The organism is Rhodoblastus sp. (assembly GCF_052145335.1).
In the GTDB taxonomy this organism is placed as follows: domain Bacteria; phylum Pseudomonadota; class Alphaproteobacteria; order Rhizobiales; family Beijerinckiaceae; genus Rhodoblastus.
Genome location: NZ_JBKQOU010000082.1, coordinates 1 through 21,427 on the forward strand (window position 1 = coordinate 1; position 21,427 = coordinate 21,427).

Annotated in this window: 28 protein-coding genes and 1 tRNA gene; 12 read left to right on the top strand and 17 right to left on the bottom strand. The window is 62.8% G+C overall.

The window, feature by feature from the left end; genetic code table 11:
- From ACLP2E_RS05825 to ACLP2E_RS05850, 6 genes are all read left to right on the top strand, one after another.
- On the top strand, positions 1–777 hold a 777-nt coding region (locus ACLP2E_RS05825; protein ID WP_442465402.1), incomplete at its 5' end, for a M16 family metallopeptidase.
- A 3-nt stretch (positions 778–780) separates the two neighbouring features.
- Entirely contained in the window at positions 781–2,586 is a 1,806-nt protein-coding gene (gene mutL / locus ACLP2E_RS05830; RefSeq protein WP_442465403.1) for a DNA mismatch repair endonuclease MutL, read from the top strand.
- 33 nt (positions 2,587–2,619) lie between these two features.
- The gene (locus ACLP2E_RS05835; RefSeq protein WP_442462033.1) at positions 2,620–2,826 is read left to right on the top strand and encodes a SlyX family protein; all 207 of its coding nucleotides are present in this window, start codon (positions 2,620–2,622) and stop codon (positions 2,824–2,826) included.
- A gap of 98 nt (positions 2,827–2,924) precedes the next feature.
- A complete protein-coding gene (locus tag ACLP2E_RS05840) occupies positions 2,925–3,623 on the top strand; it encodes a phosphatidylserine decarboxylase (protein WP_442462032.1) in 699 nt (232 codons plus the stop codon).
- A gap of 1 nt (position 3,624) precedes the next feature.
- A complete protein-coding gene (locus ACLP2E_RS05845) occupies positions 3,625–4,455 on the top strand; it encodes a CDP-alcohol phosphatidyltransferase family protein (protein WP_442462031.1) in 831 nt (276 codons plus the stop codon).
- A gap of 7 nt (positions 4,456–4,462) precedes the next feature.
- Positions 4,463–5,368: a PhzF family phenazine biosynthesis protein gene (locus ACLP2E_RS05850; RefSeq protein WP_442462030.1), complete on the top strand. Its 906-nt coding sequence runs from the start codon at positions 4,463–4,465 to the stop codon at positions 5,366–5,368.
- A 28-nt stretch (positions 5,369–5,396) separates the two neighbouring features.
- Here ACLP2E_RS05850 and ACLP2E_RS05855 read toward each other — a convergent pair whose 3' ends face one another.
- From ACLP2E_RS05855 to rpiA, 4 genes are read right to left on the bottom strand one after another with little or no spacing between them, the layout of a single operon-like run.
- Complete coding sequence (locus ACLP2E_RS05855) at positions 5,397–6,077, bottom strand: SOS response-associated peptidase (RefSeq protein WP_442465404.1); 681 nt, start codon at positions 6,075–6,077, stop codon at positions 5,397–5,399.
- 2 nt (positions 6,078–6,079) lie between these two features.
- Positions 6,080–7,468 (bottom strand): glutathione-disulfide reductase, encoded by a 1,389-nt coding sequence (gene gorA, locus ACLP2E_RS05860; protein WP_442462306.1) that lies wholly within the window; start codon positions 7,466–7,468, stop codon positions 6,080–6,082.
- A gap of 26 nt (positions 7,469–7,494) precedes the next feature.
- Complete coding sequence (locus ACLP2E_RS05865) at positions 7,495–8,007, bottom strand: DUF2059 domain-containing protein (RefSeq protein ID WP_442465405.1); 513 nt, start codon at positions 8,005–8,007, stop codon at positions 7,495–7,497.
- Between the two features lie 13 nt (positions 8,008–8,020).
- Entirely contained in the window at positions 8,021–8,734 is a 714-nt protein-coding gene (rpiA, locus tag ACLP2E_RS05870) for a ribose-5-phosphate isomerase RpiA (RefSeq protein ID WP_442462304.1), read from the bottom strand.
- 152 nt (positions 8,735–8,886) lie between these two features.
- Here rpiA and ACLP2E_RS05875 point away from each other — a divergent pair, with 152 nt between their 5' ends.
- Both ACLP2E_RS05875 and ACLP2E_RS05880 read left to right on the top strand, forming a co-directional pair.
- Positions 8,887–9,630, top strand: coding sequence for an SDR family oxidoreductase (locus ACLP2E_RS05875; RefSeq protein ID WP_442465406.1), 744 nt, complete (start codon positions 8,887–8,889; stop codon positions 9,628–9,630).
- A gap of 42 nt (positions 9,631–9,672) precedes the next feature.
- Positions 9,673–10,644, top strand: coding sequence for an NAD(P)H-dependent flavin oxidoreductase (locus tag ACLP2E_RS05880; protein WP_442462302.1), 972 nt, complete (start codon positions 9,673–9,675; stop codon positions 10,642–10,644).
- A 53-nt stretch (positions 10,645–10,697) separates the two neighbouring features.
- On the opposite strand, the gene ACLP2E_RS05885 is transcribed toward ACLP2E_RS05880, so the two are convergent.
- The 10 genes from ACLP2E_RS05885 to rpmH all read right to left on the bottom strand — a co-directional run bounded on the left by ACLP2E_RS05885 (position 10,698) and on the right by rpmH (position 18,538).
- Positions 10,698–10,901 (bottom strand): 2-hydroxymuconate tautomerase family protein, encoded by a 204-nt coding sequence (locus ACLP2E_RS05885; RefSeq protein WP_442462992.1) that lies wholly within the window; start codon positions 10,899–10,901, stop codon positions 10,698–10,700.
- A gap of 23 nt (positions 10,902–10,924) precedes the next feature.
- A complete protein-coding gene (gene dapE / locus ACLP2E_RS05890) occupies positions 10,925–12,082 on the bottom strand; it encodes a succinyl-diaminopimelate desuccinylase (protein ID WP_442465407.1) in 1,158 nt (385 codons plus the stop codon).
- Between the two features lie 14 nt (positions 12,083–12,096).
- Complete coding sequence (locus tag ACLP2E_RS05895; RefSeq protein ID WP_442462994.1) at positions 12,097–12,555, bottom strand: hypothetical protein; 459 nt, start codon at positions 12,553–12,555, stop codon at positions 12,097–12,099.
- Positions 12,555–13,409, bottom strand: a complete 855-nt coding sequence (dapD, locus tag ACLP2E_RS05900; protein WP_442462995.1) for a 2,3,4,5-tetrahydropyridine-2,6-dicarboxylate N-succinyltransferase — start codon at positions 13,407–13,409, stop codon at positions 12,555–12,557. Before dapD ends, ACLP2E_RS05895 begins: the two co-directional genes overlap by 1 nt.
- Before the next feature lie 55 nt (positions 13,410–13,464).
- Complete coding sequence (locus tag ACLP2E_RS05905) at positions 13,465–14,178, bottom strand: pyrimidine 5'-nucleotidase (RefSeq protein WP_442462996.1); 714 nt, start codon at positions 14,176–14,178, stop codon at positions 13,465–13,467.
- Between the two features lie 29 nt (positions 14,179–14,207).
- Positions 14,208–15,113, bottom strand: a complete 906-nt coding sequence (gene argB / locus ACLP2E_RS05910) for an acetylglutamate kinase (RefSeq protein ID WP_442462997.1) — start codon at positions 15,111–15,113, stop codon at positions 14,208–14,210.
- 43 nt (positions 15,114–15,156) lie between these two features.
- Positions 15,157–15,840: a ribosome biogenesis GTP-binding protein YihA/YsxC gene (gene yihA, locus ACLP2E_RS05915; RefSeq protein ID WP_442462998.1), complete on the bottom strand. Its 684-nt coding sequence runs from the start codon at positions 15,838–15,840 to the stop codon at positions 15,157–15,159.
- Between the two features lie 205 nt (positions 15,841–16,045).
- Positions 16,046–17,878 (bottom strand): membrane protein insertase YidC, encoded by a 1,833-nt coding sequence (gene yidC / locus ACLP2E_RS05920; RefSeq protein WP_442465408.1) that lies wholly within the window; start codon positions 17,876–17,878, stop codon positions 16,046–16,048.
- Between the two features lie 2 nt (positions 17,879–17,880).
- Positions 17,881–18,372, bottom strand: a complete 492-nt coding sequence (rnpA, locus tag ACLP2E_RS05925) for a ribonuclease P protein component (RefSeq protein ID WP_442461121.1) — start codon at positions 18,370–18,372, stop codon at positions 17,881–17,883.
- A gap of 31 nt (positions 18,373–18,403) precedes the next feature.
- Positions 18,404–18,538: a 50S ribosomal protein L34 gene (gene rpmH, locus ACLP2E_RS05930; RefSeq protein ID WP_010300405.1), complete on the bottom strand. Its 135-nt coding sequence runs from the start codon at positions 18,536–18,538 to the stop codon at positions 18,404–18,406.
- Between the two features lie 392 nt (positions 18,539–18,930).
- Here rpmH and ACLP2E_RS05935 point away from each other — a divergent pair.
- A tRNA-Arg gene (locus tag ACLP2E_RS05935) sits at positions 18,931–19,007 on the top strand.
- Positions 19,008–19,340: 333 nt separating this feature from the next.
- On the opposite strand, the gene ACLP2E_RS05940 is transcribed toward ACLP2E_RS05935, so the two are convergent.
- Positions 19,341–19,634, bottom strand: coding sequence for a hypothetical protein (locus tag ACLP2E_RS05940; protein ID WP_442461122.1), 294 nt, complete (start codon positions 19,632–19,634; stop codon positions 19,341–19,343).
- Positions 19,635–19,687: 53 nt separating this feature from the next.
- On the opposite strand from ACLP2E_RS05940, the gene ACLP2E_RS05945 reads away from it, so the two are divergent.
- Positions 19,688–19,939 carry a hypothetical protein gene (locus ACLP2E_RS05945; protein ID WP_442465409.1) on the top strand — a complete coding sequence of 84 codons (252 nt, stop codon included), beginning with the start codon at positions 19,688–19,690 and terminating at the stop codon, positions 19,937–19,939.
- 182 nt (positions 19,940–20,121) lie between these two features.
- On the opposite strand, the gene ACLP2E_RS05950 is transcribed toward ACLP2E_RS05945, so the two are convergent.
- A complete protein-coding gene (locus tag ACLP2E_RS05950) occupies positions 20,122–20,304 on the bottom strand; it encodes a hypothetical protein (protein ID WP_442461124.1) in 183 nt (60 codons plus the stop codon).
- Between the two features lie 166 nt (positions 20,305–20,470).
- On the opposite strand from ACLP2E_RS05950, the gene ACLP2E_RS05955 reads away from it, so the two are divergent.
- On the top strand, positions 20,471–20,857 hold the full coding sequence (locus tag ACLP2E_RS05955) for a hypothetical protein (RefSeq protein WP_442461125.1): 387 nt from the start codon (positions 20,471–20,473) through the stop codon (positions 20,855–20,857).
- Positions 20,857–20,928 (top strand): hypothetical protein, encoded by a 72-nt coding sequence (locus tag ACLP2E_RS05960; RefSeq protein ID WP_442461126.1) that lies wholly within the window; start codon positions 20,857–20,859, stop codon positions 20,926–20,928. The genes ACLP2E_RS05955 and ACLP2E_RS05960 overlap by 1 nt, the downstream gene beginning before the upstream one ends.
- Positions 20,929–21,192: 264 nt before the next feature.
- Here ACLP2E_RS05960 and ACLP2E_RS05965 read toward each other — a convergent pair.
- On the bottom strand, positions 21,193–21,427 hold a 235-nt coding region (locus ACLP2E_RS05965), incomplete at its 5' end, for a hypothetical protein (protein WP_442465410.1).

The following is a 21,427-nucleotide window of genomic DNA, read 5'->3' on the forward strand; positions in this document are numbered from 1 at the left end:
GGCGAAGTCGACCTGGTCACCCGCGACGACCTCGTGGCGCTGCGCCAAAAAATCCTGGCGCGCGACACGCTGAAAATCGCCGTGGTCGGCGCCATCGATGCGACCCGTCTCGCCGCCCATCTCGACACTGTCTTCGCTGCCCTGCCGGAAAAAGCCACGCTGACGCCGGTTCCCGCCATCGAGGTCGGCGGACTGGGGCGGCGCATCGTCGTCGATTTCGACGTGCCGCAGGCCAACATCCGCTTCGGCCGGCCGGGCATCGCCCGCGCCGACCAGGATTATATCGCCGCCATGGTGGTCAACCACATTCTGGGCGGCGGCTCCTTCACCTCGCGGCTATTCCAGGAAGTACGCGAAAAGCGCGGCCTGACCTATTCGGTCTATTCCTCGCTCACCACCGCCGAATGCAGCCCTTCGCTGATCGGCGCCACTTCGACCAAGAACGAGCGTGCAGGCGAATCGCTCAGCGTGATCGAGGCGGAATGCGCGCGGCTCGCCGCCGAGGGGCCGACGGCCGAAGAGCTGGACAAGGCGAAGAAATTCCTCACCGGCTCCTACGCCCTGCGTTTCGACACCTCGACCAAGATCGCCGGCCATCTGCTGCATTTGCAGCGCGAGGGCTTCGACGCGGGCTATCTCGACCGCCGCAACGCCGAAGTCGAGGCGGTGACGATGGAAGACGCCAAACGTGTCGCCAAAAGGCTGATCGGCGACGCCAGCCTGCTGGTCGCCATCGTCGGGCGGCCTGAGGGGCTTGTTGCGAACGGCGCCGCTTAGCCCGTGACCATCCGGCGCCTCGATCCGATCCTCGCCGACCGCATCGCCGCCGGCGAAGTGGTCGAACGGCCGAGCGCCGCCGTCAAGGAGTTGGTCGAAAACGCCCTCGACGCCGGCGCGACCCGCGTCGACGTCACCATCGAGGGCGGCGGCCAGAAATTGATCCGCGTCATCGACGACGGCGACGGCATGGTCGAGGCCGATCTCGCGCTCTGCGTCGAACGCCACGCCACGTCGAAAATCCCCGACGGTGACCTGACCAATATCGCCACGCTCGGCTTTCGCGGCGAGGCTCTGCCCTCCATCGCTTCCGTGGCGCGGCTGGAAATTTTTTCGCGCGCCAGCGGCGCCGAGCATGGCTCGCGGCTGCGCGTCGAATTCGGCGCGGTCGGCGCTCTTGTTCCGGCGGCTCTGGCGCAGGGCACGCGCGTCGAAGTGCGCGACCTGTTCGCCGCCACCCCGGCGCGCCTCAAATTCCTCAAGAGCGAACGTTCCGAGGCGCAGGCCGTGGCCGATGCGGTCAAGCGGCTGGCCATGGCCAATCCGGGGGTGCGCTTTTCGCTCGGCGGCGAGGGGCTTTCCGGCTTCGACCACCAGGCCTGTCCGCCGGGCGTCGAAGGCTTGCTGGCGCGGCTCACGCAAGTTCTCGGCCGCGATTTCCGCGACAACGCCCTTGCTGTCGAAGCCGAGCGCGACAGCGTCAAGCTCTGGGGTTTCGCCGGCCTGCCGACCTGGCATCGCGCCAATTCCCTGGCGCAATATGTCTTCGTCAATGGCCGCCCGGTGCGCGACCGCCAGATCGCCGGGGCGATCCGCGCCGCCTACATGGATTACCTCAGTTCCGACCGCCATCCGAGCCTCGCGCTGTTTCTCGAATGCCCGCCACGCATGGTCGACGTCAATGTTCATCCGGCCAAGGCGGAAGTGCGTTTCGCCGATCCCGGCTTTATCCGCGGGCTGGTTATCGGCGCGCTGAAGCAGAGCCTTGCCAGCGCGCTGCATCGGGCGACGCCGAGCATTGCGCCGGCGGCGATCGACAAATTCACCGCCGGCGCCCAGGCTGGATTTTTCACTCGCCCCGCGCCGGCGCGGGATTGGGACTGGCGCGCCTCACCCGCCCATCCCGGCTCCCAGGCGGGTTTCGACGACGCCGCGAACGATTTTTACGACGCCGCCCCCGCCGCCGATGCGCGGGCCCATGAAATCGCCCCGGCGCCCGACGATCTCGCGGCGCCGCTCGGCGCGGCGCGAGCGCAGATCCACGAGACCTATATCATCGCCCAGACCAGCGACGGGCTGGTGCTGGTCGATCAGCACGCGGCGCACGAGCGGTTGGTCTATGAAAGATTGAAACGCGCCCGCGCGGAAAACGGCGTGGCGCGTCAGGCCCTGCTGTCGCCGCTGGTGGTCGATCTGAACGAGGCCGACGCCGCGCGGCTGGTCGAGGCCGCGCCCCTGCTGGCCTCGCTGGGGCTGGCGCTGGAGCCTTTCGGTCCCGGCGCGGTGGCGGTGCACGAGGCCCCCGCCGAGCTGAAAATCGGCGCCATCGAGCCCTTGTTGCGCGATCTCGCCGATTCGCTGGCCGAGGAGGGGCAGGCGGCGCCCCTGGAGAAAAAGCTCGACCATGTGCTGGCGACCATGGCCTGCCATCATTCGGTGCGCGCCGGGCGGCGGCTGGCGCCGGAGGAAATGAACGCGCTCCTGCGTGAGATGGAGCGCACGCCCGGCGCCGGCCAATGCAACCACGGCCGTCCGACCTATGTCGAACTCAAGCTCGCCGATATCGAAAAACTGTTCGGGCGGCGGTGATGGATCGCCCAACGACTTGGACGGGACCAGACCATGACCGCCACGCAGCAGAACGCCCGCATCGAGGCGCTGGAAGCACATTCTGCGCATCAGGCTCGAGCCCTCAACGAGTTGAGCGACGCCGTCGCCGCGCAATGGACGCGGATCGACGCCCTGACCCGCGAAGTGCTGCGCCTGCGCGAGGAAATTCGCGGGCTCAGCCAAAACGCCGCTCCCGAGAAGCCGCCGCCGCATTATTGAGATATCCACCGCTTGAACCTAACCCAACGCGGGGTGACTTTGCCGTGTTTTGATGCGACAACAGCGCCGCGAACATCCCTTTTCGAGTTGGAGCGCCCATGTCGATCCTCGACTCCGTCCGCAAGCAGATCACCCCCATCCATCCCGAAGGCTATATTTTCATCGCGCTTTTCGCGATCGTCGCCTTGGTGCTGCACTGGCTGTGGGCGCCGCTTGGCTGGCTCGGCGGGTTAGTCACCTTGTGGTGCGTCTATTTCTTCCGCGATCCTGCCCGCGTCACCCCCGTGCTCGACGGGCTGGTGGTCTCGCCCGCCGACGGCGTTATCTGCTCGATCGGCCAGTTCGCGCCGCCGCCGGAACTGGGCCTCGGGCCGGAGCCGATGCAGCGCGTCAGCATTTTCATGAGCGTCTTCGATTGCCATGTGAATCGCGCGCCGGTGACCGGTCGCATTTCGCGCATCGCTTACAAGCCGGGCCTGTTCGTCAACGCCGACCTCGACAAGGCGAGCGAGGACAATGAGCGCAACGGCCTGATCATCGATTCCAACCTCGGGCGGTTCGGCGTGGTGCAGATCGCCGGGCTGATTGCGCGCCGCATCGTCTCATTCGTGCAGGAAGGCCAGAGCCTCGGCGTCGGCGAGCGATTCGGCCTGATCCGCTTCGGTTCGCGCGTCGATGTCTATATGCCCGCCGGCGCGCGGGTTCTGATCGGTCTCGGCGCCAAGGCCATAGCTGGCGAAACCGTGCTCGCCGATTTCCGTCCCGGCGAGCCGGAACGCCACTTCAAGGTCGGATGAGATGGTTGACGACAAGTTGGCCGCCGATGCGAATTCGGAATCCTCCGGTCCCGCGCGGGCGACCTTCCAGCCGCGCGGCTTGCGTGGCCTGCCCTTGCGTTTCGTCGTCCCCAATGTGGTGACGCTGCTGGCGCTCTGCGCCGGGCTGACGGCGATCCGCTTCGCTATCGAGAGCAAGTTTGAATTCGCGGTGCTGGCGATTGTCGTCGCCGCCGTGCTGGACGGCATCGACGGGCGCATCGCCCGGGCATTGAAAGGCTCGTCGCGGTTCGGCGCGGAGCTGGATTCGCTCGCCGATTTCATGGATTTCGGCGTCGCGCCGGGGCTGGTGCTCTATCTCTGGTCGCTGCACCAGCTGAAAACCCTGGGCTGGGTGGCGGTGCTGTTTTTCGCCATAGCCGCCGCCTTGCGGCTGGCGCGCTTCAATGTGATGATCGACGATCCCAACAAGCCGGCCTGGATGGGCCGCTTTTTCACCGGGATGCCGGCGCCGGCGGGGGCGATCGTCGTGCTGCTGCCGCTCTACGTCCATATGTCGTTCGATCTGCCGATTTCGGGCGCTCTGGCGTGGCTGGAACTGGCCTATGTCGTCGGAGTGGCCGTGCTGATGGCCAGCCGGATCCCGCATTTTTCCGGAAAGCACATCGGCCGAGTGCCGCGCGACAAATTCATTTTTGTACTGTTCGCCGCCGCCGCCGTGCTCGTGCTGCTGGCGTCCTTCCCCATGCAGATGCTGATTTTCCTCAGCCTTGCCTATCTGGCGATGATTCCTTTTTCGATCCGCTCGTTCCAGCGACTGACCGAGCAGGACGCCGCCGCAGGTCGGACTTAAGCGGGCGATGCGCCTCGCCTATCATCTGCTCGACGTCTTCACCGAAACGCCGCTGGCCGGCAATCCGCTCGCCGTCGTCCCGGAGGCCGACGGGTTGGATTTCTCGCAGATGCAGGCCATCGCGCGCGAATTCAACCTGTCGGAGACGGTTTTCGTGCTGACGCCGCGCGACCCGTTGCATACGGCGCGGCTGCGGATTTTCACGCCAACCCAGGAATTGCCTTTCGCCGGCCACCCGACCATCGGCGCGGCCTGCCTGATCGCGCTTTTGCGCGCGCCGGACATGATTGGCGCCCGGCCGCTGGGGCTTGCGCTGGAAGAAGAAATCGGCCCGGTCGCCTGCGAGGTATCATGTTATAAGGGCTCGATCAGGGCTCGATTTGTCGCGCCGCAGACGCCAAGAATTTTGCGCGACTTGACCGACAAAGGAAAAATCGCCGCCGCGCTTGGTCTCCCGGTTGAAGACCTCGGCTTCGACGCGCACGAACCGGTGGTCGCCTCGGCGGGGTTGGCATTCGCTTTCATACCCGTAGCGGGTCGCGCAGCGCTGAATAGGTTGGCCCCGAAATTCGCCAATTTTGGCGAGGTTTTCGGACTGGAGCGCCCCGCTTGCTGCGTCTATTCGCGCGAAACCTCCGATCCGGCGCATCATGTCCAGGCGCGGGTTTTCGTTCCAGGCCTTGGAGGGAACGAAGACCCGGCGACCGGATCGGCGGCTTGCGCTTTCGCCGCCGTCGCCTGCGCTTTCGAGCGGCCCGAGGATGGCGAGCACACTATCGTCATCGAACAGGGTCTCGCCGTCGGTCGTCCGAGTCTGATCGCCTTGACCATGCAGGTATCCGGCCGACAGTTGGTCGAGGCCAGCGTCGGCGGCGCCTGCGTAAGGGTCGGCGAAGGCTTTTTGACGATTTGAGGCGGCGAGGCTTCAGGCTGCCTTCGCGTCACACCTCCGCCGGAGCCTGGATTTCCGGTCGGTCGTTGCCGGCGCGGTTGACGCCGGGCCCTATGGCGAAAAATTCGATGGCGTCGTCAGCCGCCGGCTTCAGCAAATTCAAAGGCGGCGGCCTGGTCTCGTCTGGATCGAGCCAGGCGTCGAAATTTTCGGGTTCGATCAGCGCCGGCATGCGGTCGTGAATCGCCGCCGTGGCGCCATTGGCCATGGTGGTGACGATGCAGGCGGTGTCGATCTCCCCGCCGGAAGGATCGGTGAAAGTCTCCCAAAGGCCGGCGAAGGCCATCAGGCCGCCGCCTGTCCGCCGCAGCAAAAACGGCGTTTTCGGTCCACGCAGGCTGGCGCGCCACTCATACCAGCAATCGACGGGGACGAGACAGCGCCGCCGGCGCAGGGCGGCGCGAAAACTCGGCTTTTCCGCCAAAGTTTCGGCGCGGGCATTGATGATCAACGGAAATTTTTGCACGTCTTTGACAAAACCGGGCAAAAAACCCCAGCGCGCGAGTTGGAAATGACGGCCGCCGCCGCCGGGTTCCCGTCGCGCCGACACAATCGGAATCGGCTGCGTGGGCGCGATATTGTAGCGCGGCGGGAAGTTGGGGTGCTCCGTGTAACGGAAGAAGGCGCGCACGGCTTCGGGCGGCGAAGTGATGGCGAAGCGTCCGCACATTTTTATCCGGCCTCATCGCGCAGATAGCGCGCGGTGCGCGTGCGCAAGGTTACGAGTTCTTCCGCAGCCGACGGGTGCAAGGCCATGGTGGCGTCGAAATCGGCCTTTTTCGCGCCCAATCGCAGCGAGATCGCCAGAAGCTGCGCCATTTCGCCAGCGTCGTCGCCCAATATATGCACGCCGAGCACTCGGTCGCTGTCGCCATCGACGACGATTTTCATCGCGATGCGCGCCGGACCGCCGGCTATCGTCGCCTTCATCGGACGAAAACTGGTCTGATAAATATCCACGCAACGGAATTCTTCCCGGGCCAGCGCTTCCGTCAACCCGACCGTGCCGATTTCCGGCGTGGTGAAGACGGCGGTGGGAATGAGATGGTAATCGACCTGCGCCACGCCGCCGCCGAACAGCCGGTCGGCCAGCAAATGTCCCTCGCGGATGGCGACGGGAGTGAGATTGACGCGGTTGGTGACGTCGCCAACCGCATGGATCGACGGGACATTGCTGGTGTTGAAGGCGTCGACCGTCACCGCGCCGGCGGAATCGACGTCGACCCCGGCCTGTTCCAGCCCCAATCCGCGGGCGTGCGGCGCGCGGCCGGTGGCTACCAGAACCTGATCGACTTCGAGCGCCCCGTGGTCGGAAAGGTCCAGCCGAAGGCCGTGTCCGGTCTTGTCAATTGCCGTCGGCAGCACGCCGGATCTTATGTCGATCCCGGCATGGGCGAGGCCATCGCGCAGGTTTTCGCGCAAGATTTCGTCGAAGCCGCGCAAAACATTGCTGGCGCGAAACAGGATCGTCACCTTCGCGCCGAGCCGCGCGAAAATACTGGCGAATTCCACCGCGATGTAGCCGGCGCCCACCACCGCGAGGCGGCGCGGAAATTCCGGCAGATCGAAGATCTCGTTGGAGCTGATGGCGTGCTCGATGCCGGGAATGGCCGGGAACATCATGGGCCCGCCGCCGGTGGCGACCAGGATATGCTTGGTGGAAATGACGCGGCCAGTTTTGGTCAACCGCACTTCATGCGGGCTGATAATTTCGGCTCGCTCCTCGAAAATCTCGACGCCGGATTTGAGCAGATTTGTCTCGTAGATTTTCGACAGCCGGGAAATCTCGGCTTCCTTGGCGGAGACGAGTTTTCGCCACTCGAATTCCGGCTTCTGCGGAATGTTCCAGCCGAAGGCGGCCGCCTCTTCGAATTCCTCGGCGAAGCGTGAGGCGTAGACATAGAGTTTTTTGGGCACGCAGCCGCGAATGACGCAGGTGCCGCCGATGCGGAATTCCTCGGCGATCATGCAGCGCGCGCCATGGCCGGCGGCGATTCTCGCGGCGCGCACGCCGCCCGAACCGGCGCCGATGACGAACAGATCGGCTTCATAAGCGGTCATTGGCGTAGCGCTCCCAGCAGATTCGATTAGAACTCGCGGCCCTTTTCGCGCATTTTTTCGCGCACCCGCGTCATCATCGCGACCGAGGTCTGCCGGCGCCACTCGGCCAGCGCCCCCGCCAGATCGCCGATCAGCGCCGGCTGCGCCGCGACATAGGCTTTTCCGGATGGGCCGGCGAAAAACACCGCGCAATCGGCCAGTTCCCGCCGCGACAGCCGGGCCGCGTAAAGCGCCGCCGCGCGATCGGTCATGGCGTCCGCCGCCTGGTCGAATTCCGGCTGCAGATCGCCAAGAGTCGCGCGCAAATCGGCGGCGGCTTCCGGCCGCGTCGCCGCCGCGCGATTTTGCAAATCCTCTTCCATCTGCGCGACCAACCCGTGAAAGGAGCGTGCGAGGCCGGAATCGACCACCACCAGTCGCGCCAGTTTCAGCCTTTCCGGATTTGACGAATCCGGATCGGGTGCGTCCTGCGCATGGCCGAAGCCGGCGGCGATGCAAAGTCCGCCGACGAAAAGCAGGCGCGCGAAAATGCGGAGCAAGGAAAGCCCTCCTTCAGCCGGCCAAATCACCCAACACCCTGATCCCCGCCGGATCGGCGACGATCACCGCGCTGGCGAGGCCGATGAACAGGCCATGTTCGACCACGCCGGGGATGGCGTTCAACGCTGCGGCGAGCGCTTCCGCATCGGGGATGGCGCGAAGATCGCAATCGAAGATCGCATTGCCGCCGTCGGTGAGGAAATCCTGCGCATCGTCTTTTTTGCGCAACACCACCGGGCCGGAACAATGGCAGGCGCGGGCGGCGTCCTCGATATGCCGGCGGGTGGCCGCGAGGCCGAAACGATCGACTTCGACCGGCAGCTTGAATTTTCCGAGCCGCGCGACTTGTTTGCTGGCGTCGGTGATGACGACCATCCTCTTCGAGGCCGCCGCCACGATCTTTTCCCGCAGAAGGGCGCCGCCGCCGCCCTTGATCAGGCGCAAGGCCGAATCGAATTCGTCGGCGCCGTCCACGGTCAGGTCAAGTTCCGGCGTCTCGTCGAGCGTCGAAAGCCTTAAGGACCAGCCCTCGGCCTGCAGGCGGGTGCGCTCGGACGTCGGGACGCAGATCACGTCGAGCCCGTCGCGCGCGCGTTCGCCGACGCAATCGACAAAATGGGCGGCGGTGGAGCCGGTGCCGAGCCCCAGCTTCATGCCGGAACGAACCAGATCGGCGGCCCGTTCGGCGGCCTTGCGTTTCAGCGTTTCGATCGGCGAATGGTTCATGGCGCGCTCCGGAAATTCCGCCCTTCGGCGATAGCCGCATTGGCGTCGAAAGGCAATCTTGTCTTCGACAAGCCGCACTTGCGCCTCTGCCGCTTGCGGGTTGCGCAATGAAAACCGATGTTAGCGGGATCGAGCGGCGCAGGAGTCTCGTCATGAAAATGAGCGGCAACACAATTTTCATCACCGGCGGCGGCTCCGGCATCGGCCAGGGTCTCGCCAGCGCTTTTCACGGCCTTGGCAATAAGGTGATCATCGCGGGGCGGCGCAAGGCGGCTCTGGAAGAGACGGCGAAAACCCATCCCGGCATGGATTTTTGCACCATCGACATGCGCGATCCGAAAAACATCGCCGAGGTCGCCGACTGGCTGGTGATGACCCATCCGGAAGTCAATGTGCTGGTCAACAACGCGGGGATCATGTCCGGAGACAATACCGGCGGTTTCATGGACGACGATCTGAGCGTCGCGACCATCGAGACCAATCTGCTCGGCCCGATGCGCATGACTTCCTCGCTGATCGAACATCTCAAGACGCGTCCCGACGCCGTTCTGGTCAACGTCACCTCGGGTCTCGCCTTCACGCCGCTCGCCCATTCCGCCGTCTATTCGGCGACCAAGGCGGCGCTGCATTCCTGGACCCTGTCGCTGCGCTTCCGGCTGCGCGGAACGTCGGTGCGGGTGCTGGAAGTGGCCCCGCCCTGGGTGCGCACCGATCTGATGGGCGGACGCGACGAACCGCGCGCCATGCCGCTGCAGGATTTCATCGACGAAACCATGCGCGCCTTCGCCACCGACGCGGACGAGGTTCTGGTCGAAAGGGTGAAAATGCTGCGCGACAATCCTGGCCCCAATGAATGGGCTTTTGTGGAGAAATTCAACGATATGCTGGCGCGTTGAATTCGCCCGCCATAGCGGGCGGTTTTGTCAAGGAAATCGGCTATGGCGATTTCGACGGGTCTGACAAGAGCGCTCAACATTCGCCATCCGATCATGCTCGCCCCGATGGATCTGGTCGCCGACGCGAGGCTAGCCCTCGCCGTCAGCCGCGCCGGCGGCTTCGGCATGGTCGGCGGCGGCTATGGCGAGGAAGCATGGCTGACCCGTCAACTGGACGGCGTCGGCGAGGAGCGGATCGGCGTCGGCTTCATCACCTGGAGCCTGGCGAAAAATCCCCGCCTGCTCGATCTCGTGCTCGAACGCTGTCCGCCGGCCGTCATGCTTTCCTTTGGCGAAGTCCGTCCCTTCGCCGAAAAGATCAAGAAGACCGGCGCCCTGCTTGTCTGCCAGATTCAGACCCTGGCTCAAGCCAGGGACGCCTTGGCAAATGGCGCCGACATTTTGGTCGCTCAGGGTGCGGAAGCGGGTGGCCACGGCGTGGCGCGCGGCGCCTTTCCGCTCGTGCCCGCCGTAGCTGATCTCGCGCCCCACGCGATCGTGGTTGCCGCCGGGGGGATCGCCGATGGCCGTGGCCTCGCCGCCGCGCTCATGCTCGGAGCCGAAGGCGTTCTGATGGGAACAAGGTTCTATGTCTCCCAAGAAGCGGCGTCGCATCCCGACGCGAAGGCGGCAGTGCAGCGCGCGACCGGCGATCGGACGATCCGGGGCCGCATCTTCGACATCGCGCGCAAGAATATCTGGCCCGAGCCGTTCACCGGGCGCGTATTGTGCAACCGGTTCTCCGACGAATGGGCCGGCCGCGAGGCCGAATTATTGCGCCGCCAGGAGGAGGTCTCGACCCTCTATGCCGAGGCGCGGACGAAATTCGATTTTGACACTGCCGCCGTGATCGCCGGCGAGGTGGCGGACCTCATAAGCGACATTCCGCCCGCAGGCGAAATCGTCGAACGCATGGCGGCGGAGGCGGCCGAATTGCTCGCCGGCGCTCGGGATCGTTATCGGATCGCGCCGTAGCCTGGAGCCTTCACGACAATCGGGTCCGCTTCGCTTGAAAACGCCTCAGGTCATCAAAGGCCCTGTTTGCGGCGTTTCGTGACGGTCGTTCCGCCAATGCCCCAATTGTCGGTTTCGACCTCGTCGATGACGACGACCGTCGTGTTGGGATTCTTGTTCAGCACGTCGACCAGCAGCTTGGTCACGCCGGCGATCAGCGCTTCTTTTTGTTCCGCCGTCGCGCCGTCGCGCGTGATCTTGATATTCACGTAAGGCATGTCGCTCTCCCAGGTCCCAACGATCAGCCGAAATAGGTTTCCAAAATCCGCGCGTAAATAGCGGTCAGCCCGTCGATGTCCGTCAGGGCGACGCGCTCGTCGATCTGATGCATGGTCTTGCCGACCAGGCCGAACTCCACCACCGGGCCATATCGCGCGATGAAACGCGCGTCCGACGTGCCTCCCGAGGTTGAAAATTCCGGACGCCTTCCGGTCTCCGCCTCGATTGCCCCGGCCACCAGTTCGGTGAAGGGACCGGGCTGCGTGATGAAGGACAAGGCGTTGCAGGGATCGAAAGCCAGTTCGAACTTTTCGGCGGGGCGCGCCGACGACAACCGGCGGCGGATTTCCTCTTTCAGGCTTTCCGGGGTCCAATTGTCGTTGAAGCGAATGTTGAACCGCACCACAGCCTCGGCCGGTATGACATTGGTTGCGGCATTGCCGATGTCGATCGAGGTGATTTCGAGATTGGAGGCGTCGAACCATTCGGTCCCGGAATCGAGCGGCTCATCTTTCAAAGCGGCGCAGAGCGCCAGCAGATGCCCGACGGGATTGTCGGCGCGCTGCGGATAGGCCACGTGACCCTGAACGCCGCGTACAACAAGCCGGCCGTTGAGCGAGCCCCGCCGCCCGATCTTGATCATGTCGCCGAGCATCTGGGCGTTGGTCGGCTCGCCGACGATGGCGTGATCGAAATGCTCGCCACGTTGCTTTAGCCATTCCAGCATTTTGATCGTGCCGTTGATGGCGGGGCCTTCCTCGTCGCCGGTGATCAGAAAGCCGATCGAACCTTTTGGGCGCTGGCGCTTCTCGACATAAGCGCAGGCGGCGGCGGCGAAAGCGGCGATGCCGCCCTTCATGTCGGCGGCCCCGCGCCCGACAAGCTCGCCGTCGATGATTTCGCCGGCGAAAGGATCGGCGCGCCACTTGGCGCTATCGCCGGGCGGCACCACGTCGGTATGGCCGGCGAATAGCAGATAAGGCGCGCTGTCGCCGATGCGCGCATAAAGATTGTCGATGTCTGGGGTGCCCTCATCGGAAAAAGGCAGGCGCTGGGTGGAAAAGCCCGCGGCGCGCAGCCGCGTCTCGAGAATGTCCAGCGCCCCGGCGTCGGCGGGGGTGACCGAGGGTTTCTGGATCAACTCGCGTGTCAACGCCACGCCGGGACTTGTCTCGGCCATTCGGTCGCACTTTCCTAGTCTTGACGCAGGCCCAGTTCCAAAAATTGCGCGCAAAAAGCCGCCGCCGCAACAGCCAGGAACAGCCACGGCACAAAAGCTGGCAACAGGCCGAAGAAATTGGGCTGCGCCCAGAAAGCGGCGGCGGCGACAAAGGCGGAAAGCGGCCAGACGCCAGCCCAGCCAGGGGCGTGGCTCTTGGCGCGACAGCGCTTGGCCGAGAGATTATACTGGCTGACCTGCGCCAGCAGCACCACACCGACGAACCCCAGCAGATAGACGAAAGCGATGAAAGCTTTCAGGTCGAACAGCCCCTGCGTCGCCAGGTCGCGCTCGGTCCAGGGAGTGATCAGTTTCCAGACAATCGCCAAGGCGACGCACAGGCCGGTGAGGACGAGGGTCCAGCGCCGCCAGAGCGGCGCCGAAATCGTTCCCTCGCTCTGGCGGAACAGGAAGCTGAAATCAGCCTTGTCCATCAGTCGCGCAAAAGCTCGTTGATGGCGGTTTTCGAGCGGGTCTGGGCGTCTACCGTCTTGACGATGACGGCGCAATAGGTCGACGGGCCGGGCTGGCCGTCGGGAAGCGGCTTGCCGGGCAGATTGCCGGAAACGACCACGGAGAACGGCGGCACATAGCCGACATGAACCTTGCCGGTGTTGCGATCGACGATCTTGGTCGAGGCGCCGATGAACACGCCCATGGCGATCACCGAGCCCTCGCCGATCACTACGCCCTCGACCACTTCGGAGCGTGCGCCGATGAAGCAATTGTCCTCGATGATCGTTGGGGCGGCTTGCAGCGGCTCCAGCACGCCGCCGATGCCGACGCCGCCGGAAAGATGGACGTTCTTGCCAATCTGGGCGCAGGAGCCGACGGTGGCCCAGGTGTCCACCATGGTGCCGGTATCGACGAAGGCGCCGAGATTGACGAAGGAGGGCATCAGCACGACGCCGGGGGCAATATAGGCCGAGTGACGCACGATACAGCCGGGAACCGAGCGAAAGCCGGCGGCATTGTGATCCTTGGCGCCCCAACCGTCGAATTTGGAAGCGACCTTGTCGAACCAGGTCGCGCCATAGGCGCCTCCGGGAATGACATGCATGTCATTGAGGCGGAAGGAAAGAAGCACGGCTTTTTTCAGCCATTCGTTGACTTTCCAGGCTTCGGGTCCGGTCTTGCCAGGGACCTTTTCCGCCACGCGCGCCTTGCCGCAGTCGAGCAGGTGCAGCGCCGATTCGACCGCCTGGCGGATGTCGCCGTTGGTTTTCGGGGTGATATTGGTGCGATCCTCGAAAGCGGCGTCGATAATGGTCGCTAGCGCGTGCGGCATGGACTTTTCCTCTTTGAAATTATTCGTGCTGGTTTCGGTCCTGGGGGCGGATAAGTCAAGCTGGCGGCGTCATGACTCGTCGGAGAAACCCGACCAGATCATCGGTGACGAAATCGACATGCGGCGGTTTTTGCGACGATTTTTCCCAATCCTCGCGATGGTCCACGGCGCCATGCCGGGGGCGAACCAATACCGTCAACATGCCGCTGGCGTGGGGCGCTTCGAGGTTATGGACCATATCCTCGAACATGGCGCTTTTAGCCGGATCGACGTCGTGACGCTCGAAAAAGCGCTGAAAAGTCTGCAAGGCCGGTTTTGGCAGATAATCCGCATGTTCGATAGCGAAAAAATCCTCGAACAAATGGTCGATGCCGAGTTGTTTCGAGGTCGCCAGGGCATGGGCGTGCGAGCCGTTGGTGAGGACGAGCTTTCGTCCCGGCAGGGCGTCGATGGCTTGCTCCAGCGCCGGATTGGGCGCCAGCGAGGAGCGGTCGATGTCGTGGACGAAATGCAGGAATTCTTCCGGCTTGACGTCATATTCGCGGATCAGGCCGGCCAGCGTCGTGCCATAGACGCGGTAATAATGCTTTTGCAGCGCCCGCGCGGAAATGCCGTCCAGGCCGAACATGGCGATCATATAGGCGGTGATGCGCGCGTCGATAAGCGGCCAGAGATCGCTGTCTGGCGGGTAGAGGGTGTTGTCGAGATCGAACACCCAGGTGTCGACCCGGCGGAAGGCCGCCAAGTCGTGTGGCAGGTCGTGTGGCATATCGTGCGACGATGTCCTGCGGAACGCGTTCACCTGGTGATCAGCGTGCCGGCGCCATGATCGGTAAGCAGTTCGATCAGCACCGCGTGCGGGATCTTGCCGTCGAGAATGACCACGCCTTCGACCCCTTGTTCGATGGCGTAGATACAGGTCTCGACTTTCGGAATCATGCCGCCGGTGATGGTGCCATCGGCGATCAGGCCGGGGATTTCGCTGATGCGCAATTGCTTGATCAGGTTCTTGTCGCGGTCGAGCACGCCCGGCACGTCGGTCAGCAGCAGCAGGCGCTTGGCGCCGAGGGCCCCGGCGATGGCGCCGGCGAAAGTGTCGGCGTTGACGTTGAAAGTCTCGCCGGCGGCGCCTTGGGCGATGGGGGCGAGCACGGGGATCAGATCGCGCCCCAGCACCTGTTCCAGCACCGTCGAATCGACCTTGGCCGGTTCGCCGACAAAGCCGAGATCGACCGGCGCCTTGCCATCCTGCTCGACCTTCACGACTTTTTGCGCAGTCACCATATTGCCGTCTTTGCCGCACAGGCCGATGGCGCGTCCGCCCTCGTTGTTGATGAGGCCGACGATCTGCTTGTTGATCGCGCCGGCCAGCACCATTTCGACCACCTCGACCGTAGCCTTGTCGGTGACCCGCAGGCCGTCGGCGAATTCCGACTTGATGCCGAGCTTGGCCAGCATGGCCCCGATCTGCGGGCCGCCGCCGTGCACGACCACCGGGTTGACGCCCGATTGTTCAAGCAGGACCATGTCGCGGGCAAAATCGCGGGCGCCGGCCTCGTCGCCCATGGCGTGGCCGCCGTATTTTACCACGATGATGGCTTCGTCGTAGCGCAGCATGTGCGGCAGCGCTTGCATCAGGATTTTGGCCTGATCGATGGCGGCGGCCTGGTCTATCGGGGGGCGGGTTGCCGTGGCTTCGGTCATGGATGACGCCTCGTTGGGGGTGGGCGGCGGGGGTTTAGCCGGTTTACGCCCGCTCGAAAACTTTTCTGTCGCGTTCGAACATCAAACGGGCGATGGCCGCCCGCAGTTCGGAAATGCCTTCGTCCTTGTGCGAGGACGCGAAGATCACCTCCGGATGCGCCGCAGAGTGGGCGCGCAGCCCGGTCTTTGCGGATTGAATCGTATTTTCGACTTGTGACAATTTGACTTCGTCGCGCTTGGTCAGCACCAATTGATAGGACAAGGCGGCCTTGTCGAGTTGTTCGAGCATTTCATGATCCAGCGGTTTCAGGCCATGGCGCCCATCGATCAGCACGAACACGCGGGCCAAAGTGGCTCGGCCGCGTAGGAACTCCGTCATCAGGCGGGTCCAGTTGGCGATTTTTTCCTTGGACACCGCGGCATAGCCATAGCCCGGCATATCGACGAGGCGCAGGAACGGCGCCTCTGGATCGGGACCGAGGTTGAAGAAATTCAACTGCTGGGTGCGGCCCGGCGTGTGGGAGGTGCGCGCCAGCGCCTTGCGCCCGGTGAGGGCGTTGAGAAGCGAGGATTTTCCCACATTGGAGCGCCCGGCGAAGGCGATTTCCAGCGGCCCCATCGGCGGCAGGCCATCGATCTTTTCCGCGGCCCAGATGAAATCGCAGTTCTGGGCGAAAAGCTTGCGGCCGATTTCCTCGAAATCCGGTTCATTTTCGGCGTTGGTCAACACTTCAGTCCTTTTGACTTGGCTTTGCCGTTCAACCTCTCTCCCCCATGGTGAGGAGCGACGCCCCAAGGCGCCGCGTCTCGAACCATCGGCGGCTGTTCAGCTCTTGCCAAGGCGAAAATCGCGGCCAACGATCCCCTCGTCCTTCGAGACAGCCGCCACGCGGCTTCCTCAGGATGAGGGGCATTGAGCGCCAGTCCCGAGGTTAAGTCGGACTGCGCGAAAAAGTCTTGCGCAGATTGTCGAACAACTCGACCTTCACGCCGGCCTGTTTCATGATCAGGGTCTGCTGCGCCACGGACAAGAAATTGTTCCAGGACCAGTAGATCACCAGGCCGGCCGGGAAAGAACCGAGCATGAAGGTGAAAATCACCGGCATCCAGGCGAACATGGTTTTCTGCACGGGGTCGGCGGGTTCGGGGTTCATCTTCATCTGAACCCACATCGAAACGCCCATGATCAGCGGCCAGATGCCGAGATGCAGCAGATGCCCGATCATCGGCGCCTGGGTCGGGTCATAGTGCAGAAGGCCGAACAGGGTGAAGATATTGGTTGGATCGGGCGCCGACAGATCCTTGATCCAGCCGAAGAACGGCGCCTGCCGCATTTCGATGGCGACGAACAGCACTTTGTAGAGCGAGAAAAACACCGGAATTTGCAGCAGCATCGGCAGGCAGCCGGAAACGGGATTGATTTTCTCCTTCTTGTACAGCTCCATGATTTCCTGCTGCTGCTTCATCTTGTCGTCGGGATAAAGCTCCTGCAGCGCCTTGAGCTTCGGCTGGACGGCCTTCATCTTGGCCATCGAGAGATAGGATTTGTTGGCTAGCGGGAAGAACAGGCCCTTCACCAGAAGGGTGATCACCAGGATGGCGACGCCGAAATTGCCGACGATGCCGTAGATCGTCTCCAGCAGCCAGAACATCGGCCGCGTGATGAAGTGGAAATAACCCCAGTCGATCAGCATGTCGAATTTCTTGATGCCTTGAACGTTCTGGTAATAATCCAGAACGCGGCTTTCCTTGGCGCCGGCGAAAACGCGGGTGCTCATTTCGAGGCTGGCGCCGGGCGGGATGGTTTGCGCCTCGGCGAAGACATCGGCCTGGAACTGCGGCTGCACGCCGGGAAACTCGCGGAACCAGCCTTTGTAATTCTTGCTCTCGTCCGGGACGATCGCCGTCGCCCAATATTTGTCGGTAAAGCCGAGCCAGCCGCCTTGCGCGTAGCCCTCGACCGGCAGGACCTTGGCGTTGCTGGTTTCCTTGGCGATGGCGGCGTAGGTGAGTTCGGTCGAGGGCTGGTCGGCGCCGATCACGCCGATGAAGCCTTCGTGCAGCACGGCGTAGCCGGAAGTCTTCGGCATGCCCTGGCGCGTGGCGGTCGCGTTGGGAAACAGCGTGACCGGCTCCTTGCCCTTGTTTTCGATAGTGTCGGCGAGGGTGAACATGTAGAATTCGTCGACCGAAATCTTTCGCTTGAAAACCAGGCCCTTGCCGTTGTCGTAGCTCAAGGTGACGGGAGTGGCCTCGGTGAGCCGGTCGCCGTCGGCCTTCCACAGGGAAGAGGCTGTGGGCAGGTCGAGCGCGACGCCGCGCGGGGCGACGTAATTGAGATCGATGAAATAGCCATCCGGCGCGCCAGAGGGCGAAAGCAGCACGATGTTCGGGCTGTGCGGATCGGTCGTCTCGCGATAATTCTTCAGGGCGATATCGTCGAGCCGCGCCCCCTTGAGCGCGAGCGTGCCGAACATGTTCTTGGTGTCGATGACCAGGCGCGGGCTTAGCGCCAGCGCTTCGGCGCGGTTCAGCGGCTGGGCGGCGGCCTCCGGCTGCATCGTGGAGCCGGCCGCGAGATTTGCTCCGGCGTTTGCAGCTGGATTAGCCGCTTTGGGCCGGCCGGACGAATCGAGCTGCTCCAGTTGGCTTTGCGTCTGGCGCGCCTGCTGCACCTTCGGCGCGCCGAAAAAATGGTTCCAGCCGACGATGACCATAAGCGACAGGGCCATGGCGAGGATGAGATTTTTTTGATCGTTCTGCATGGTCAGACGTCTTGCTTGCGATCGGCGGCCGGGGAGGCGGGAGACCGGCGGACTTGGCCAGTCTGGTGAATTTTGCTCAAGGCGCGGGCGATTTCGCCGCGCAATTCGTCAAATGGGGCGGTCAGCGCCTCGATCCGAGCCACCAGCACATAATCATGGCTGGCTTTCGGCAATGATAAGTCCGCCAGCCGCACGGCTTCGCGCAGGCGACGGCGAATGCGATTGCGGACGACGGAATTGCCGACTTTTTTGGTGACGGTGAAGCCGAAGCGAGCCAATTCCACCGCTTGGGGTTCGCCGGATTGCGACCCGGAGATCTCCGTTTCGCTTTCCGCCTGCCGCTGGCGGGCCTGCAGGACGAAACAACGCTGATGCTGGCGGCGCCCCTTGGCGACGGCGAGGAAATCAGCGCGTTTTTTCAGGCGCAAACCAACAGGCCGCGCGCCCTGGGGCGCGCGGTCGGGAAGTATTTCGCCGTCACGGGGACGGGTCATGGCGAGGCCGCGCGCGTGGCGCGCTGCGGCTTCAGGCCGAAAGGCGCTTGCGGCCGCGCGCCCGGCGGGCGGCGATGACCTTGCGGCCTCCCACGGTGGCCATGCGGGCGCGAAATCCGTGGCGGCGCTTGCGCACGAGTTTGGAAGGTTGATAGGTCCGCTTCACGGGTCTGCTCCGGTTTATCTGGGCGCGTCGACAGGGGACTGGACGCGGTCTGAAGTTTTAAAGGTTCGCGCTTCGTCATTTCGTTTCATCGCCAATGGCGACAAACGACGTCGGCGCGAAGCCGAAATCGCGAGCGGCCTTATAGGGGCAAGGGCTACGAAAAGTCAACGCAAAGGGGCGCGAGAACGCTGACGCCGGCGAAGGATTCGTCCACTACGCGCTAACCCCTTGTCGCGACGGCTGTTCCGGCGGGAAAAAGCGATCCGTTTTTCGGCGGGGAAGGGACGAATAGCGCTCGCGATGAATTTGTGCATGTTTGCCTATTGCCAATGGAGAATGGAGCGGCTAAACAGCGCGCCACTGTTGCGGCGCCGGTTAATGCGTCGTGTGATGCGCCCGTAGCTCAGCTGGATAGAGCACTAGACTACGAATCTAGGGGTCAGAGGTTCGAATCCTTTCGGGCGCGCCATTCAAATCAATAAGTTAGAATAAAAAAGCCAAAGCTGATCAGCTCCGATTTTTTGTTTGGGGTAGCGTTGGGGTAACGATTGGCGGCGATGGACCTCCCATCGTCACTGAAGCCGCTATTCAAATGTAAGCTGCCGCTTCGATTCTGGAGCATCGCGCCATATCAAATTGTCTCGTCGTCTGCTCGGGTCTAATGCAGGCTGGCGCGGTCAGCGAACGCGGAGAGTTGCTGCGAGGCGGCCAAGAAGGCGGCCAAGAAGTATGACTAACAGGCCATCATGCCGACCCACCCGCCGACAATCGGTCGCCTGAAAGCCATGGGCGTCGATGGCGTTTACGTGCTCTGCAGGGACTGCAGGCGGTCTGAGCCGGTGTCCTTCGACGTTGTGGCGCTGCCCGATGAAACGCTCTTTCCGAACATCGTGAAACTGAGGCGCTTCAGGTGCGAGGGGTGCGGTTCAAACAGGGCGGTGGCGACGCCGAACTGGCGCGGCATGACTGCGCCGGGCGCGGGCGGGAAGGTCCGCAACGGCTGTTGCGGTCTTCCGACGTGATGGTCCCGCCATGGGCCAATATCGAACGGAAGAACGTGTCGCTCGGCCAAAAAGATGACAAAAATTGAATCCATTGGCGTCGTGACGTATTAGTTTCGGCGTTTTTTTCGCACTAGAAAAGGCAAATATGAAACATATTGTGGTTGTTTCGTCCTTCCTCCTCGCTACCCCGGCTTTTTCGGGGGATATATTGAGGCTTCCCGGCGTGTCCGATCTTCAGCGCGTCATCGATGGGCGCCCCGATCCGAATTCACTATCGGCGACAACGCAACAGCCCGAACACGGGACAACGCTTGAAAGTCAGGACAAAATGCCTCCGGGCGAAAGCTTATCGCCGAAATTAAACCCGCCGGGACTCGAGTTCAAAAAGTCTTTCTGAGCCAGCGCCAAGCCTCCACCAGGGTGCGCAATTCAGCCACCCGGCCCGAGCGCCTTTTGACGAATCATTAACGGCGTGGCTCGCATCGGTCTATTTTCCCTTTAACGACCGCTCGGCTTCAATTGTCGGGCGCAATCGCGTTCTTCCACTCGAAGACCTTCCCTATTGCGTCGGCAAACGTCTCATCGTGAGCAATCAGCCGACGTCGCGCCGCCGCCTGCGGTACCATAATCGGCCTTATCGGAATCGACAGCAGCAGCAACTTTTGCAGGAGCCGCGATAATCATTACGCTGCGTTCGAAATTCAGCTTTCCACCGAACAAGTTTTTTTCTAGCTTTAAGTAAGTATTTTCTTTGCTTGGCATGAGCGGACCCGATCCGCTCAACGAAGTTTGTTGAATTTCCAGACATCGCCGCGAGGTGGCGTACGCGTTCGGGGTCTCCAATACAGGAGGATTTGGCGATGAAAAATCTGTTTTTTGTACCGCTGATCTTGGCGTCAGTCGTAGCGGGGAGCCGGCGAGGGCGGCAGTGGAAGTATTTGATTTTTATGGAGTTTACAGCGACTGTAAAGGTACGGTAACGGCAGAGCTCACCCTTCAGAACTATACTCTGGGTAGCGCGCTTACTCCTACCAACTTTGTCTCATTCCACTATGATGGAAGTAATTTGTATCCCGCCTTTACAGTGACGCCGGCGGAGCTATATCCCGGTTATCAAGCTCTCATCGGCGCTATCCCAAGCTCGCTGCCATCGGCGGCGGACGTCTTTATTCTTTTTGAGTTTGGGCCAGAAAGCTTCGAAACCGGGGTCACCCATCAGAACTACTGGATTTTAGGGGGGTACTTCCTGATCAGGGCTTTAACGGAGTCTGGTCCGTCGGTTCCGCAGTTCCTGAGCCCTCGACCTGGAGGATGATGCTCGCGGGGTTCCTGGGTCTCGGTTTCCTTGGTTATCGTCGTGGAAAGAGCGCGGTTCCCGCCTCCTGAGCGAAGATTTCGATCGAACATTGCCCGCAAGGGAGCCAACGGCTAGCTTTTGGCGCTGCGGTGCACAAAATCAAGATTTTTCCACCAATAGCCGAATCCAGCCCGATCAATGGGTTGGACGGAGCGGAAATCAGGTGCAAATCTAAGGTCTGCAACTGGACGCCAAGCCGTCCTTCCTAACGGCTCTTTGGGACGTCACCTTCCCGCCGATTCCAGTCAAATCACCCATGTTGGGCGCAGCCCCGTCGAACGCTTCACCAGCCGCTATGGGGAACCCTTGACAAGGCTCCGGTGCTGCATCTGCGGCAAACACGCCGCCGAACTGAGGGACAAGGCACCTTTTTTGCGCGCGAGGCCAGCTTCCGTTGCGTCAGATGCTTGCGGCCCGAGTGAACGATCCGGCGACGGGAACCAGATCGAGCGGAGCGACGGCAAGAAATTGAAAAACGCTGAGGCGGGGATCTGGACGTCGAACCCCGGTTTCATCGACGCGTCGGCT